The 14,578-nt window shown below is 44.1% G+C and carries 12 protein-coding genes; 8 read left to right on the top strand and 4 right to left on the bottom strand.

Annotation, left to right across the window (positions count from 1 at the left end; translation table 11 throughout):
- Positions 1 to 41: 41 nt before the first annotated feature.
- Entirely contained in the window at positions 42 to 1,079 is a 1,038-nt protein-coding gene (locus V7K76_RS29900; RefSeq protein ID WP_334950462.1) for a FecCD family ABC transporter permease, read from the bottom strand.
- On the bottom strand, positions 1,076 to 2,092 hold the full coding sequence (locus tag V7K76_RS29895; RefSeq protein WP_334950464.1) for a FecCD family ABC transporter permease: 1,017 nt from the start codon (positions 2,090 to 2,092) through the stop codon (positions 1,076 to 1,078). The genes V7K76_RS29900 and V7K76_RS29895 overlap by 4 nt, the downstream gene beginning before the upstream one ends.
- Before the next feature lie 592 nt (positions 2,093 to 2,684).
- Here V7K76_RS29895 and V7K76_RS29890 point away from each other — a divergent pair.
- From V7K76_RS29890 to V7K76_RS29855, 8 genes are all read left to right on the top strand, one after another.
- Positions 2,685 to 2,861 carry a hypothetical protein gene (locus tag V7K76_RS29890; protein WP_334776731.1) on the top strand — a complete coding sequence of 59 codons (177 nt, stop codon included), beginning with the start codon at positions 2,685 to 2,687 and terminating at the stop codon, positions 2,859 to 2,861.
- A gap of 570 nt (positions 2,862 to 3,431) precedes the next feature.
- The gene (locus tag V7K76_RS29885) at positions 3,432 to 4,592 is read left to right on the top strand and encodes a substrate-binding domain-containing protein (protein WP_442936163.1); all 1,161 of its coding nucleotides are present in this window, start codon (positions 3,432 to 3,434) and stop codon (positions 4,590 to 4,592) included.
- A gap of 13 nt (positions 4,593 to 4,605) precedes the next feature.
- Positions 4,606 to 4,860, top strand: coding sequence for a hypothetical protein (locus V7K76_RS29880; RefSeq protein ID WP_334776733.1), 255 nt, complete (start codon positions 4,606 to 4,608; stop codon positions 4,858 to 4,860).
- Between the two features lie 26 nt (positions 4,861 to 4,886).
- Complete coding sequence (locus V7K76_RS29875; protein WP_334776734.1) at positions 4,887 to 5,849, top strand: AMIN domain-containing protein; 963 nt, start codon at positions 4,887 to 4,889, stop codon at positions 5,847 to 5,849.
- Positions 5,755 to 7,752: a TonB-dependent siderophore receptor gene (locus V7K76_RS29870; protein WP_334776735.1), complete on the top strand. Its 1,998-nt coding sequence runs from the start codon at positions 5,755 to 5,757 to the stop codon at positions 7,750 to 7,752. Before V7K76_RS29875 ends, V7K76_RS29870 begins: the two co-directional genes overlap by 95 nt.
- A 15-nt stretch (positions 7,753 to 7,767) precedes the next feature.
- Positions 7,768 to 8,850: an ABC transporter substrate-binding protein gene (locus V7K76_RS29865; protein WP_334776737.1), complete on the top strand. Its 1,083-nt coding sequence runs from the start codon at positions 7,768 to 7,770 to the stop codon at positions 8,848 to 8,850.
- 92 nt (positions 8,851 to 8,942) lie between these two features.
- Positions 8,943 to 11,594, top strand: coding sequence for a TonB-dependent siderophore receptor (locus tag V7K76_RS29860; RefSeq protein WP_334776738.1), 2,652 nt, complete (start codon positions 8,943 to 8,945; stop codon positions 11,592 to 11,594).
- A gap of 126 nt (positions 11,595 to 11,720) precedes the next feature.
- Positions 11,721 to 12,740 carry an iron-siderophore ABC transporter substrate-binding protein gene (locus tag V7K76_RS29855; RefSeq protein WP_334776739.1) on the top strand — a complete coding sequence of 340 codons (1,020 nt, stop codon included), beginning with the start codon at positions 11,721 to 11,723 and terminating at the stop codon, positions 12,738 to 12,740.
- A gap of 479 nt (positions 12,741 to 13,219) precedes the next feature.
- Here the strand turns inward: V7K76_RS29855 and V7K76_RS29850 are convergent, their stop codons facing one another.
- Both V7K76_RS29850 and V7K76_RS29845 read right to left on the bottom strand, forming a co-directional pair.
- A complete protein-coding gene (locus tag V7K76_RS29850; RefSeq protein ID WP_334776740.1) occupies positions 13,220 to 13,429 on the bottom strand; it encodes a TOBE domain-containing protein in 210 nt (69 codons plus the stop codon).
- Positions 13,430 to 13,700: 271 nt separating this feature from the next.
- Positions 13,701 to 14,578, bottom strand: an 878-nt coding sequence (locus V7K76_RS29845) for a CAAD domain-containing protein (RefSeq protein ID WP_335030341.1), incomplete at its 5' end; no start/stop codon positions are given.

Below are 14,578 nucleotides of genomic sequence, written 5' to 3'. Positions count from 1 at the left end.
ATTTTGTTTAAAGTTTTATAATACTCGCCAAAGGCGAAATTTCATCGCCGCCTTTGATACATTAAATAGATAAAATAAGGCGCTCCCAAGGCAGCAGTGAGTAAACCACAGGGTAATTCTGTCGGAGAAAATAAAGTCCGACCGAGAAAATCTGCTGATGCTACCAATAATCCCCCGATTAAGGCGGCGACTGGTAATAAATTTTGATGTATTGCTCCAACAAGTCTGCGTGCTAAATGAGGAGCCATTAATCCAACGAAACCAATTGTACCGGCGATCGCTACACTTGACCCAGCCAGTGCCACACTCACTAACAATAATTTGCTCCTCTGCCATGTAACTCGGCTACCAAGTCCTTTAGCTACCAAGTCACCCAATTGCAGAGTATCAAGTTCCCGCGCCAGCAGTAAAGCTAAGGGAACGAAGACGACTAGCCAAGGTAGCAGTTGCCAAAGTTGCTCCCAACTTTTACCAGCAACACTACCCGCCAGCCATACCAGCGCTCTACTGACGTTGCTGATTTGACCGAAAGTCAACATTAAAGTCGTGAAAGCTCCCATAATTGCCGCGAGTGATACTCCCACCAACACTAAACGCAGAGGTGATTTTTCCCCCGTACCAGCTAGCAAGTAGATAAGACAGGCGACAATAAAAGCACCACCAAAAGCCGCTAGAGGCAAGTACATAGTTGGTACAGCCGGGAATAATACAATCAGAGTCACTGCTGCTAAGGCTGCACCTGCATTTACGCCAATGATGCCAGGGTCAGCTAAAGGATTACGTGTCAAACCTTGTAAAATTGCACCAGCAATTCCCAAGCCCACTCCGATCAACCAAGAGATTAACACTCTAGGTAAACGCAAGGTAACAACAACAAAGGGAGATTCTGGATCTTGAGTTGGTAAACCAAGAACAGCTTTCACTATATCTGCTGGCGGGACAGGGTAATCTCCCAAACTGAGGCTCATCCCCAAGACAGCGAGGGTGATTAATAGCACTATCAACAATACTTTAGTTACAGACTGGTTGCCGAGTATGAAATTTGGAATTTGGAATTTGGAATTTGGAATTGTTGTCATCTCTTCACCCGCCAACGCACTAAATACAACAAAAAGGGCGCTCCTAACATTGCTGTCATCACGCCAACAGGTAATTCCTGGGGTCTAATTAAGCAACGGGCTGCTAAATCTGCCCATACTAATAAATCTGCACCAAACACAGCTGCACAAGGCAATACCCAACGATGATCAATGCCCATCGCCCCCCGCGCTAGATGGGGAACTACCAGACCGACAAAGCCGATAGGCCCCGCTAATGCTACAGCACTTCCCGCTAAGATGACAACGCTCGATGCTGTTACCAACTTGATCCAACCTATTTGCTGACCTAAGCCTGTAGCTACCGATTCTCCTAAACTGAGAACATTGATCTGTCTACTCAAGGCAAAAGCTGTTAATAGCCCCACTATCATCCAAGGTAGGACAGTCAGAAATAGATTGAAGTTCACTCCTGCGAGAGAACCTGCTAGCCAGAAGCGTACTTCTTCCAGAGTGCGATCGCTCAAAATCAGTACACCTGTAGTAATTGATGATAGTAAGGCGGTGAGGGCTGCACCAGCGATAGTCAACTTCAGTGGTGTTATACCCCCTTGTCCCAGGGAACCAAGGGAATAAACTGCGATCGCTGCTAACAATGCTCCCAAAAATGCTACAAGGGTAATCAGAACTGGTGAAGATATACCCAAGCCAAAAACCATTACTACAACTGCTAAAGCTGCACCTGCATTGATCCCCAAGATCCCAGGCGCAGCTAAGGGATTTTGAGTCAATCCTTGCATTAACGCCCCGGCTATAGCCAAACTAGCACCGACCATACTTGCAATCAGTGTACGCGGTAGGCGGATCGAGCGGATAATTATGTGTTCGGTGGAGTCATCGAAATTGGTAAAGGCGGTAAGTATTTGGGAGGTAGAAATGTCAGCAGCACCGTAAGTAATGCTGGCAAATATGCCCAGTAACAGTAATAAAACTGCTATGGCTAGGCTGAGGATACGAGTATTGTATCTTTGTGGATTGGTAGTAGTTGCGTTCATGAGTCATGAGGAATTGGCAGAGTCCGACTTTTCCAGTTTTCCTGCAATATTAAAAGACTGGAAAAAGATAAAAGGCTGCTACGGTAAGGCACTCAGTACATAGCAAGAATATCATACCTATAGCAAATTTACTTGCAATAGGGAAAATTTTTTTTGATACCATGACTAATCAACTCTTACTCTCTGCGCCTCTGCGTGACACAAATTCCTATTTCTCTCAGTAAATAGACCACGCGGTAGGGGCACAGAAAAAGCTCATTGATGTCAACTTAACGTGAAAGTTATGTCTCGCAAGGAACTTCAGTTCCAAGAATAATAGCTAAAGTCATCTCAAGATGACTCAATATCTTCAAAAATCTTGAGTCTACTTCAGTAGACTTTAGCTATTAGCCGAATGGCACTAAGAAAAGCTCAAAAGCTTGTGTAGCCTCGTTCCCAGCCTTCAGGCTGGGAATGCATTCCGAGAGGCTCTGCCTCTCGTCAAGCTACTGGAGGCGGAGCCTCCCAGAATGGGTTCCCAGCCTGGAGGCTGGGAACCAGTCAGGGCAAGGGCTGTATCTTAACTTAGTGCCATTCAGCTATTAGCCAGAGAATGAATTCTCTGGCGGGTGATGAAGCCCACAGCGAGGCTGATTCTAGCTTAAGTTACGCCGTGTGCGACTTTCTCTCAGACCTAACCCCCAACCCCTTCCCTTATAGGGAAGGGGAGCAAGAATCAAAGCCTCTCGACCTTTCGGGGAGAGGAATGGAAGTGGGGTTGCAAGGATAAGTTGCACATCGCGTTAAGTTGACACAAATGAGCTTTTTCTGTGTCCCTACGACAGATGTGGTTCAAATACATGAAAACTGCTGTAAGTTTCTAAGCCACTCATTTATCATGAGAACCTGGTGATTTAAATCATCTAGCCGCATCAGTATTCTTATTAAGTTCTTGATTCTTGACCGTGCAACCCCTACACCCTCTCATCCAGCCATATTAAGGGTTTGCGCCTGATCAGCTTGCCATTCAAATTTGAGCATTTTCCCTTGGTGATGACCAATTTGGTTAGCAAATGATCAAAAATCGATGCCTAATTTGGGCTGCGCCGACGCTAAATTGCATTCCTCAATGTTAAATATCTTGGCTATGTGTATGATATGCTTGCTAAAAATCAGCAAAATTCTCAAAACATCAACATGTTTGCCAACAAAAACGGCAAACACTAGAAAACCTTGCTATTGCCCTGGCAGGTTAAGTTTGTTATCTGCGGCCTTTTTTTAACGGAGAGATACATACAACCTCATGAAACCGGACGTGAATCTTTGCAACAATCTGAAGTCAATTAGAACTCGCTTGGGCATGAGCCAGCAAGAATTGGCTAATATAGCAGGTGTCACCCGTCAGACTATTGGTGGTTTGGAATCGGGACAATATGCTCCTTCAGTTACCGTTTCCCTGCGTTTAGCTAAAGCACTTGGCTGCACAGTTGAAGAGTTATTCTGGCTAGAGGAGGATTTACCTGAAATTGAGGCCATTGTTGCCGAATCAGCCCTTAACCAAGAGCGATCGCGGGTTAGTCTAGCACGAGTTGGGGATCAATGGATAGCTTATCCCCTGGTTGGGAATGATGCTTTTCGCATCGAAATGATTCCATCTGATGGTGAGATGGTTGCAGTAAATCAGCAACCTGTTATTAGCGTCAGCGATCGCCCAGCGTTAGCGCAGTGTCTGGTAGAGAGGAAAGAGCGTCACTTACAGGGTAAAGCAACAAGCCAGAAAGTCCTGGTGAGGTTGCTAGATGATATGGACAAACTGCAAAATACAGTTGTGATTGCTGGTTGTACGCCTGTGCTTTCCCTCTTGGCAAGAGCAACTGAATCCTGGCATCCAAAACTGCGAGTTTATTATCGTTTTGCCCACAGCAAGGCAGCATTGCGTAGTCTGTGCCGGGGTGAAGTTCACATTGCCGGGATGCACTTATACGATCCCCAAACTGGGGAACATAACATTCCCTTTGTGCGGGAAGCCGCAACAGGCAAGAATTTCGTTTTGATTACCCTTGGAGTTTGGGAAGAAGGTTTGTTAGTCCCACCAGGAAACCCAATGGGAGTTAAAACAGTTTCCGACTTAGTAGAATTTGGCGCAACTATTGTCACCCAGCAAGTGGGTTCTGGCAGTCGGATGCTTTTAGAACGGAAACTCCTTGAAGAACGAGTGCCATTCGAGACTGTGAAAGGATTTGACCATATCGCCCACAACCATCAGGATGTTGCCTTATCTGTAGTGTCAGGAATCGCTGATGCAGGCATCAGTACGGCATCTATAGCTGCTGCCTTTGGGTTGGGATTTATTCCCCTACATCAAGCGCGATACGACTTGGTAATTCTCAAAGAATACTTAGAACAATCACCAGTACAGCAGTTTCTCAATATCTTGGGACATCGGCTAGTGCGATCGCAATTAGAGGTTCTCGGTGGTTATGACATCAGCAAGATTGGGGAAGTCATAGCAAATATTTAAAGTCATTCATCGAATGGCACTAAGAAAAGATACAGCCCTTGATCTGACTGGTTCCCAGCCTCCAGGCTGGGAACCCATTCTGGGAGGCTCCGCCTCCAGTAGCTTGACGAGAGGCAGCAGCCCCTTTGAATACATTCCCAGCCTGGAGGCTGGGAACGAGGTGACACAAGCCTTTGGGCTTTTCTTAGTGCCATTCAGTCATTCATCAATGGCACGCTTAAAAAGCGGAAATACTTGTGGTTCAAGCAGTTTGCAACTGCGTGCGTAATTCAATTGGGTGTGAGGGTTTGAGGAGTGTATTTACAAAAACAATTTAGCTTTTTTTGGCACAGTTTTGTGCTGTCTAGTTCTTGTCTAGCGATTACTGTACCAGTTTTGGGTCAACAGATTCCAAATAGTAACGCTAGTGAACATAACCTATCATCGCAAAAAACTTTAACTACAGCAATACAACCAACGACAGAGATTCCCAGCCTCAACGAGTTGCAATTTGGTAAGAGCAGTACCGTATATTTATTCAGGACACCCATAAATCAGAACTCTGTTTCTCAAATCAGTCAAGCCACAACTCCTGTTGTGTCAGTGACAGATGTGAAGGTGAATAACACAGATAAAGGCATAGATTTAATTTTAGTTACGCCCAATTCTGAGCAGTTATCAGTTTCATCGAAAACTGAAGGTAATTCCTACATAGTGAATATACCCAATGCTCAGTTGCAATTAGCAAGTGGGCAGAGTTTTCAACAATCCAAGCCAGTAGCCGGAATTGAACTAATTACAGTAGCCAATGCAGACGGTAACACCGTGCAAGTGATAGTAGTTGGGGAAACGGGTGCGCCTGTAGTGGAGTTATTTGATAGTCAGAGTGAAGGTTTAGTATTTGGGGTGACAAGTAATGCATCCACGGCACACCAGCCAATACCAGAGCAACAACCACCCATTGAGTTACAGGTGATTGGGGAGGCATCAGGAAGCTATAACGTTCCTGATGCGAGTACAGCCACAAAAACACCAACGCCACTACGCGACATTCCTCAGTCGATTCAGGTAGTTCCCCGGCAAGTGATTGAGGATCGGGTATTAACTGATTTGCCTGATATAGTCAGAACAATAAGCGGTGTTATTCCATCGGTTCCATCCATCTCTGGAGGATCAGGATCGAATGGCACTAAGAAAAGATATAGCCCTTGCCCAGAATCCGTTCCCAGCCTCCAGGCTGGGAACGGATTCTGGGAGGCTCCGCCTCCAGGGGCTTGACGAGAGGCAGCAGCCCCTCGGAATACATTCCCAGCCTAGAGGCTGGGAACGAGGTGACACAAGCCTTTGGGCTTTTCTTAGTGCCATTCGATCAGGATCACAAGCACTCAGTATTCGAGGCTTTAGCGGTGGTGTTAATCGACTCAGAGATGGTTTGAGAGAGCTTGTTTCTCGTGCAACCGATAGCGATTTAACAAATCTCGAAAGAGTCGAAGTTCTGAAAGGCCCGGCTTCGGTGTTGTATGGTCTGGGAGGAATCGGTGGCACTATTAACCTAGTCACTAAACAACCATTGCGCGACCCCTTCTACAAAGTTGACTTTCTAGTTGGGAGTTATGACTTATATCGCCCATCCATTGATTTTTCAGGGCCACTGAACGATAGCCGAACAGTGTTGTATCGCTTGAATGCCTCTTATCAAGATGCAGGCTTCTATAATGACTTTGGTAAAAACGACCGATGGTTTATTGCACCCGTTATCAGTTGGCAAATTAGTCCAGATACTAAGCTAACCGTTGAAGCACAGGTATCGCAACAAGACCTCCGGGGTCTGATGGGATTGCCCGCCGTTGGTACAGTGCTTCCTAATCCTAACGGCCAAATCCCACGCAACCGCTATCTTGGTGAACCTAACGACTTTGCTCTTTACTACGATACAAAAATTGGATACGATTTTCAGCATCGGTTCAGCGACAACTGGTCGCTTCGGAATGCTTTTCGATACACGAATTACAAGTTGGTGGATGAAGTTAACGTTCCTAACATTCTTGCTCCTGATAATCGCACCCTCACACGCTATTTCATTATTCCTGGTACTAATGGAGAAGGAGCAAATGCACTTGCCGACGGCTTTATTTCAACAACAGACATTGTTGGCAACTTCCATACCGGATCAATTCAGCATAAGCTCTTGTTTGGCGTTGAATACTCTCACCAAGGTGAAGAAGTTGATGTTAGCCAAGGTAATGTTACACCAGCAATTGATATATTCAACCCAGTGTACGGTCTTGCTACTAGAGGTGCTATTACCACAAGGATTAAAACCAGTTTATCTCAAAATATTTTCGGTGTTTATCTCCAGGATCAGATTGCCTTGACAGATAACCTGAAGGTACTTTTGGGTGGACGAGTTGACGTTGTTAATCAGCAGTCAATAAATAGAATCAGCAATGTCACAACAACTATATCGGATGCAGTATTCAGTCCACGGGTAGGGATTGTCTATCAGCCCATCCAACCGATTTCCCTTTACGCTAGCTACAGTCAATCCTTTAACCCGGTTTCTGGAACTGACGCTAATGGCAATTCCTTTATACCGGAAAGAGGCACTCAGTATGAAGTGGGGATGAAGGCAGAGTTGAGTCGCAAGATAGCTGCAACCCTGGCATTTTTTGATCTAACGCGGACAAACGTACTGACTACCGATCCCAATAATTCTGCTTTTTCTATCCAAACGGGGAAGCAAAGCAGTCGCGGCATTGAGTTAGACATCAGTGGCGAAATCTTGCCGGGATTGAAAATTGCTGCTGGCTATGCTTTTATTGATGCCCGTATTGACGAAGACAAAGTATTTCCTGTTGGCAACCAACTGAACAATGCACCACAAAACACTGTTGGTTTGTGGACTTCTTATGAAATTCAATCCAGTACTTTCAAGGGATTGGGGTTTGGTTTGGGCTTGTTCTATGTTGGAGAACGACAGGGAGATTTGGCAAACAGTTATTCCTTCCCCAGCTATGTACGCACCGATGCTTCCATATTCTACAAACGCGATCGCTTCCGAGCCGCACTCGGTGTCAAAAATCTCTTTGACGTTGTGTACTTCGATTCTTCCTACGGTCGGAATCGTGTTTTTTATGGTGAACCATTAACGCTACAAGGCACAATTTCCTGGGAGTTGTGACAAGGCAATAGTGGAATGGCAGCCTTGTGGTTTAAGCAGTTTGCGATCGCTGTTGTCAAAGCTGATGCACAATCACTCTCCTACAAACCCTATCTTGTTCACTTTGTCAATATGCCTCAGTTTAACTTCTATTTCATTGTGTTACTGACGCTCCTAGTAGTTTCTGCTTGCAGCTTCTTTAATCCCCAACTACCAAAGCGCGACATCAGCCTCGTTTCCTCAAATCAAAGATCACCGGTGCAAGTCCATCTAGTCCAACACGCAATGGGTCAAACTCTAGTTCCCGTCCATCCTCAACGAGTCGTTGTTATCCAAGAATTTCTCGTCCAAATACCTTTAGCTCTAGGGGTCAAGCTGGTAGGCGCTCCAAGTCCGAGTTTAACTCTCCAGGGGCTAGGGTCAGACTATCAACACCTGGGTATTGAAGACATTGGCGCACCTTTTTCGCCGACGAACCTAGAGAAGATTATGACCCTTAAACCAGACTTGATCTTAGGCACGATTGATGAAAACCGGGACAATTACAATCTACTATCTCACATTGCACCTACCGTTCTAGTTAAGATGCGAAACAGTGCAGACTGGAAAGAGCCATTTATATCGGCAGCAAACGCTCTAGGGAAAACCGAGACAGCAAAACGTGTAATCGACAAATATCAAGCACGTTTAATCGAGTTCAAAGAAAAAATGGGTTCCCGACTCAAAAAGACTCAAGTTTCCGTTGTGCAACTCACAACAAGGCTAATTAGGGCGACAACCAAGAGTTCATTCTCTGGAGTGATTTTAGAGGATGCCGGTCTAATCCGTCCTCCCTCGCAAAATCTGGATGAAATCGGCACTAGGAAGAAAGGGGGTAGCCCTGTTAACTATCGTGTATCTCCAGAAGTACTCAGCCAGATAGATGGAGATGTCTTATTTATCTTGCGTCATGGCTTCAAAGATCCAGCCGAGTCAAACAGCGTTCTCCATCAACTAATGGCAGAACCTCTGTGGTCAAAGCTGAATGTTGTTAGGCAGGGCAAAATTCACATAATTGTTGGCTCTGTGGTAGCTACCTATCAGTTAATCGAGTTCTTGATGATTTATTTACCTACTTAGTAAAGGGGTAATAAGTAAGTGGGCAAGCTTGTGGTTTATTTAAGCAGTTTGCAACTGCTTGCGTAATTCAATTAGGTGTGAGGGTTTGAGCAGTGTATTTACAAAAACAATTCAGCTTTTTTTGGCACAGTTTTTTGCTTTCTAGTTCTTGTTTAGCGATATCTATACCAGTTTTGGGTCAACAAATCCCAAATACTAACGCTAGTGAACAGCAGTTATCATCGCAAAAAACTTTAACTAGAGCAATTGAACAAACTACAGAGATTCCTAGTCTCAGCGACTTGCAATTTGGTAAGAGCAGTGCCGTATATTTATTGAGGACACCCAGGCAGAACTCTGTTTCTCAAATAAGTCAAGCAACAACTTCTGTCGTGTCAGTCACAGATGTGAAGGTGAACACGACAGATAAAGGCATAGAGTTAATTTTAGTTACGCCTAACTCTGAACAGTTATCAGTTTCACCGAAAACTGAAGGTAATTCCTACATTGCGAATATACCCAATGCTCAGTTGCAATTAGCAAATGGGCAGAGTTTTCAACAATCAAAGCCAGTAGCAGGAATTGAACTAATTACAGTAGCCAATGCAGATGCTAACACTCTGCGGGTGACAGTAGTCGGGGAAAAGGGTGCGCCTGTGGTGGAGTTATTTGATAGTCAGACTGAAGGTTTAGTATTTGGGGTGACAAGTAGTGCATCTACGGCACAGCAGCTAACAACACCGACACCAGAGAAGCAACCACCCATTGAGTTACAGGTGATTGGGGAGGCATCAGGAAGCTATAACGTTCCTGATGCAAGTACAGCAACAAAAACACCAACACCACTACGCGACATTCCTCAATCGATTCAGGTGGTTCCCCGGCAGAGTTGGGAGGCTCAAGGAGCAATTAACGCTATTGATGCTTTAAGAAGCGTCGGTGTTATCCAGGCTTTCAATTCGCCGAGCAATGGTGATGTCTTCACAATTAGGGGTTTTCAGACTACTAATATTCTTCGCAACGGTCTTAAAGACTATGTAGGAGGAGCTACAACGGGACAAACTCAACTCAACGACATTGAACAGATAGAGGTTTTGAGGGGGCCTGCCTCTGTCCTTTACGGTCAAGGCAATCCAGGAGGCACGGTTAATTTTATCACTAAGCAGCCCCTGAGTGAGCCTTACTTTGCTGCCAGCATGACTGTCGGTAGTTATAGTTTGTATCAACCAACTTTAGATATTTCTGGGCCTCTAAATTCTGACAAAACGCTCCTTTATCGGTTAAATGTTTCTTATTTCAATACAGAAAGCTTTGTTGACTTTTTTAACTCTCAGCGTTATCTAATTGCGCCTGTTGTTAGTTGGCAAATAGATCCCAAGACAAAAGTCACTTTTGAAACAGAGTTCCGATACCAGCAGCAGTTTCCGAGAACAGGACTACCTGCTGTAGGAACTGTTTTACCCAACCCAAACGGAAAGATTCCGCTCAGTCTTAACACATTGGATGTGAACGCCAAAAACGATACTACCTCTGTTCTGTTGGGCTATAACTTGGAACATCGCTTTAATGATAACTGGTCTTGGGTGAATGCTTTTAAGGTTAGGTTTGTTGGCTTTCTAAGAGATAGTGCTAATTCTGTCGCTCTACAACCCAATGGTCGGACTCTGAGACGCTCAGAGCAAACCGATATCGGAGGGCCAGGTGTGGATAACGAGTATGCTCTAGACAATCATCTGACAGGTAAATTTAAAATCGGTGGTCTTCAGAATGAATTAGTCGCAGGGTTTGATTTGTACAGAGAACTCAATATTTACAATCGGACTATGAGTACTGTTGGTTCTATTGATCTATTTAACCCCGTCTACGGTCAGCCCATTGGTGCTGTTACTTCTACACTTAATCAAAAAACGGTAAATGATGACATTGGCATTTACGTTCAAGATTTAGTAACCCTTGCTCCTAACCTGAAGTTAGTCCTCGGCGGACGAGGAGATTTTGTCCAAAGTACTGTTACCAACTTTTTAAATGCAAGTGCCAATCGAAGTCAACCTGACCAAGCATTTAGTCCTCGTGTAGGTCTTGTCTATCAACCTATCCAACCCATCTCACTCTATGCCAGCTACAGTCAATCCTTCTCCCAAAATCTTGGAACCACTTTTGGGGGTAGTTTATTTAAACCCAGTACTGGCACTCAATACGAAGTGGGAGTCAAGGGTGATTTCCTCAGTAGTAAGCTATCTTCAACTCTTGCTGTATATCAACTGACTTTATCGAATGTTTTGACGACTGATCCAAATAATCCCACATTTAATGTTCAAACGGGAGAGCAACGTAGCCGAGGCATTGAACTTAATGTCACGGGGGAGATATTACCAGGGTGGAATGCGATCGCCTCCTATGCTTACACGGATGCACAGGTGACAAAGGACAATGTATATGCCATTGGCAATCGACTGCCGAATGTCCCTTTCAATAGCGCGAGTTTATGGACGACTTATACTTTTTCCAAGAGTAACCTGCAAGGATTAGGGTTTGGCTTGGGTTTGTTTTATGTGGGCGAACGGCAAGGAGATTTGAACAACGCATTCAGTGTACCCAGTTATGTACGTACTGATGCAGCTGTGTACTACCAAAGAGGCCACCTTAGCCTCGCACTCAACTTCAAGAACATATTCAATGTTCAGTACTTCACCCCCCGAACTATCCAACTTGTTTATCCTGAAGATCCATTTACGGTGCAGGGGACAGTGAGTTGGAAGTTTTGAGGAAAGAAGCTCACGACGCGAGCAAGATGCTCGCACTACCCATCAATTTAACCTTGTGCGATCGCACTCGTCAAACCCAACGCACAATCACTCTCCTACAACCCCTATCTTGTTCACTTTGTCAATATGCTTAAGCTTAAATTCTACTTGATTGTGCTGCTCACGCTCCTAGTGGTTTCTGCTTGCAGTTTCTTGAATCCCCAATTACCAAAGCGTGACATCAGCCTCGTTTCCTCAAATCAAACCTCGGCTGTAGAAGTCCACCTAGTTAAACACGCAATGGGTCAAACTCTAGTTCCCGTGCATCCTCAACGAGTCGTCGTCATCCAACGATGGCTTGTGCAAATACCTCTAGCTCTGGGGGTCAAGCTGGTGGGCGCTCCAGGTCTGGCTTTAACTCTCCAGGGGCTAGGGTTAGATAATAAGCAGCTTGGTATTGAAGACATTGGCGCGGCTTTTGCGGCGACGAACCTAGAGAAGATTATGACCCTTAAACCGGACTTGATCTTAGGCACGGTTGATGAGAACCGGGACAACTACAGTTTATTGTCTCATATTGCACCCACCGTTTTGGTTAAAATGCCAAACAGTGGAGACTGGAAAGAGTCGTTTATGCCGGCGGCAGAAGCTCTAGGGAAAACCGAGACAGCAAAACGTCTAATCGACAAATATCACGCACGCATAGCCGACTTCAAAGAAAAAATGGGTTCCCGACTCAAAAAGACTCGAGTTTCCGTCGTGCGCCTCTCGCCAAAGCTAATTCACGCGACAACCAAGAGTTCATTCTCTGGAGTGATCTTAGAAGATGCTGGTCTAATTCGTCCTCCTGCCCAAAATCTGGATGCAAAAGGAACTAAAAAGAAAGAGGGTAGCCCTGTTGGCTACAGTGTATCTCCAGAGGTACTCAGCCAGATAGATGGAGATGTCCTATTTCTCTTGCGCTATGGCTTCAAAGATGCATCAGAGTCAAACAGCGCTCTCCGTCAACTAATGGCAGAACCTCTGTGGTCAAAGCTTAACGTTGCCAGACAGGGCAATATTCATATAGTTGATGAATTTTGTTGGCTCGCTGGCAGCTATCTATCAGCCAATCGAGTTCTTGATGATTTATTTACCTACTTAGTAAAAGAGGCTCAAAGAATTTAATATTTTTACTCATTCTCATTGATTTATTCCCCAAATGCGGTCTATCAATCAGCATTAGAAAAAAGTAAAACTACCAGGCTATTCGTGCGTCATGAAATCATTCCCACACGCAATGACATACTGTGGCGTATCGATAAAGGTATAGTGCGGAACCTAACTTGGACTGAAAATGGAACATTAATTACTTTGGATTATTGGAGTTCTGGAGATTGACATTCTTATCTCGATCCTTCTTGTCTGGTGTGTGGTAGCCGTTCTTGCTCGGAAAATTCGCAAGCAACATCTTTGTAAACAAGCCAATCTACTTGATGAGCTAAGTCTAATTAAGTCTAATAAAGTCATTGACTAGGCAGTAATTACCTGATTTACTGCATTCATTCTATTTTTTAAAATCCTCTACAAATTTTACCAAAATAATCGGATAATTGTAGCGATCCGCTCTATAAGCGGATCGCCACAATTTATCTACTTATTTCGAGCTATTCTGTACCAATTATGACATCCGACGCTTTAATCACAGCGATCGCTTGTTTTCCCTCTTGAAGTTGGAGATGCTCTACCGACTCCTTGGTAATAATTGCAGTTACTTCCACCCCAGGTACAATTTCTAATATCACCTCAGAGTTGACTGCTCCTGGGTGAATTTTCTTAATAGTTCCTTTTAAGGAATTACGAGCGCTAACTTCCATATTTTGATCCTCCCTAGTTATAAGATAATTCTGAACTGAGTAATACTAACAACTATGAGATTGTTAGATTATCCTCATTTAGTGAGATATCTTCAGCCTTACAGAAGAACTTAGAGAAGCGATCGCAATGTCTACGACGGGCTACGCCTACGCAACATAGCTATTTGATCTCAAAATCCGAGCAACTTCTTGCATAGCGCGGGGATGTGTTTGTTTGCCTTGTGCCTTCTTTCACTATGAAAGAAAGCAAATGTGGAGGCATAACAGCTTATTAATCTTGTCCATGAACAATTTCTTTTTGGATAAAACTAATTTGTGCAGCTAATTCTTGCCGAGTAGAAGCTTTGAAGAGATATCGGAAAACAAACCAGATTAAGTAACCAATTCCAGTCAACTCAAAAACTAGATTTAACTGCGGGATTTCATTTATTACATCTAATACAGCTAAAATTATCTTAACTGCAATAGTCGCTGTAATAATTGTAGCAAAACAAATAATTGGCAGTTGGTATTCAGTGGAAAAGCTACCTAAGTATTTAGGCAATTGCTCCAAAAATGCAGAAAATTTACCACCAATTTGCGGCCGTTGAGGTAAGGGTTGATTATCAGGTATTAGCAATGGTTGAGTATCAACTTTTGAACTTTCAACTGCTGCGTAGTTTACCGCCGTAGACATTGCTTCGGTAGATGTAATATCAATAGATTTCGATTGTTGTACTTCATTATCCTGAGGTAATGGTTGATTATCAGGTATTAGCAATGGTTGAGTATCAACTTTTGAACTTTCAACTGCTGCGTAGTTTACCGCCGTAGACATTGCTTCGGTAGATGTAATATCAACAGATTTAGATTGTTGTACTTTACTCTCTTTAAATTTCCTCTTTTCTTCAGGGATAACAGTTTTGATTTGCTCACCACGGATGTCATCTTTAGCGAGTTTCATCAGAGGAGAATAAATGGCATTGTACATATCGCGTGCCATATTCACCGCACCTTCAAAACCCATATAAGGGCCATTGTGGTAGCCATGACCATTCACATAAGGCAAGTGTAGCTTCTTCACTAAAGCACCCACCCGTGGTCCAGTCAAAACCAAATCTGGCTTGACCATCTCCAGCACTTCAAAGAACTCAAGTTCATTGCCATCAT

The organism is Nostoc sp. (assembly GCF_036917975.1).
GTDB lineage: Bacteria > Cyanobacteriota > Cyanobacteriia > Cyanobacteriales > Nostocaceae > Nostoc.
Note: the sequence above shows the minus strand (reverse complement) of the source record. Positions and strands in the feature narration are given on the sequence as shown.

Excerpts from the sequence above, each read along its gene's own strand:
- V7K76_RS29885 (WP_442936163.1), top strand. The coding sequence starts at position 3,432 with ATGAGCCAGCAAGAATTGGCTAATATAGCAGGTGTCACCCGTCAGACT.
- V7K76_RS29855 (WP_334776739.1), top strand. The coding sequence starts at position 11,721 with ATGCTTAAGCTTAAATTCTACTTGATTGTGCTGCTCACGCTCCTAGTG.
- V7K76_RS29870 (WP_334776735.1), top strand. The coding sequence starts at position 5,755 with ATGGCACTAAGAAAAGATATAGCCCTTGCCCAGAATCCGTTCCCAGCC.
- V7K76_RS29865 (WP_334776737.1), top strand. The coding sequence starts at position 7,768 with ATGGCAGCCTTGTGGTTTAAGCAGTTTGCGATCGCTGTTGTCAAAGCT.
- V7K76_RS29880 (WP_334776733.1), top strand. The coding sequence starts at position 4,606 with ATGGCACTAAGAAAAGATACAGCCCTTGATCTGACTGGTTCCCAGCCT.
- V7K76_RS29895 (WP_334950464.1), bottom strand. The coding sequence starts at position 2,092 with ATGAACGCAACTACTACCAATCCACAAAGATACAATACTCGTATCCTC.
- V7K76_RS29890 (WP_334776731.1), top strand. The coding sequence starts at position 2,685 with ATGAATTCTCTGGCGGGTGATGAAGCCCACAGCGAGGCTGATTCTAGC.
- V7K76_RS29850 (WP_334776740.1), bottom strand. The coding sequence starts at position 13,429 with ATGGAAGTTAGCGCTCGTAATTCCTTAAAAGGAACTATTAAGAAAATT.
- V7K76_RS29900 (WP_334950462.1), bottom strand. The coding sequence starts at position 1,079 with ATGACAACAATTCCAAATTCCAAATTCCAAATTCCAAATTTCATACTC.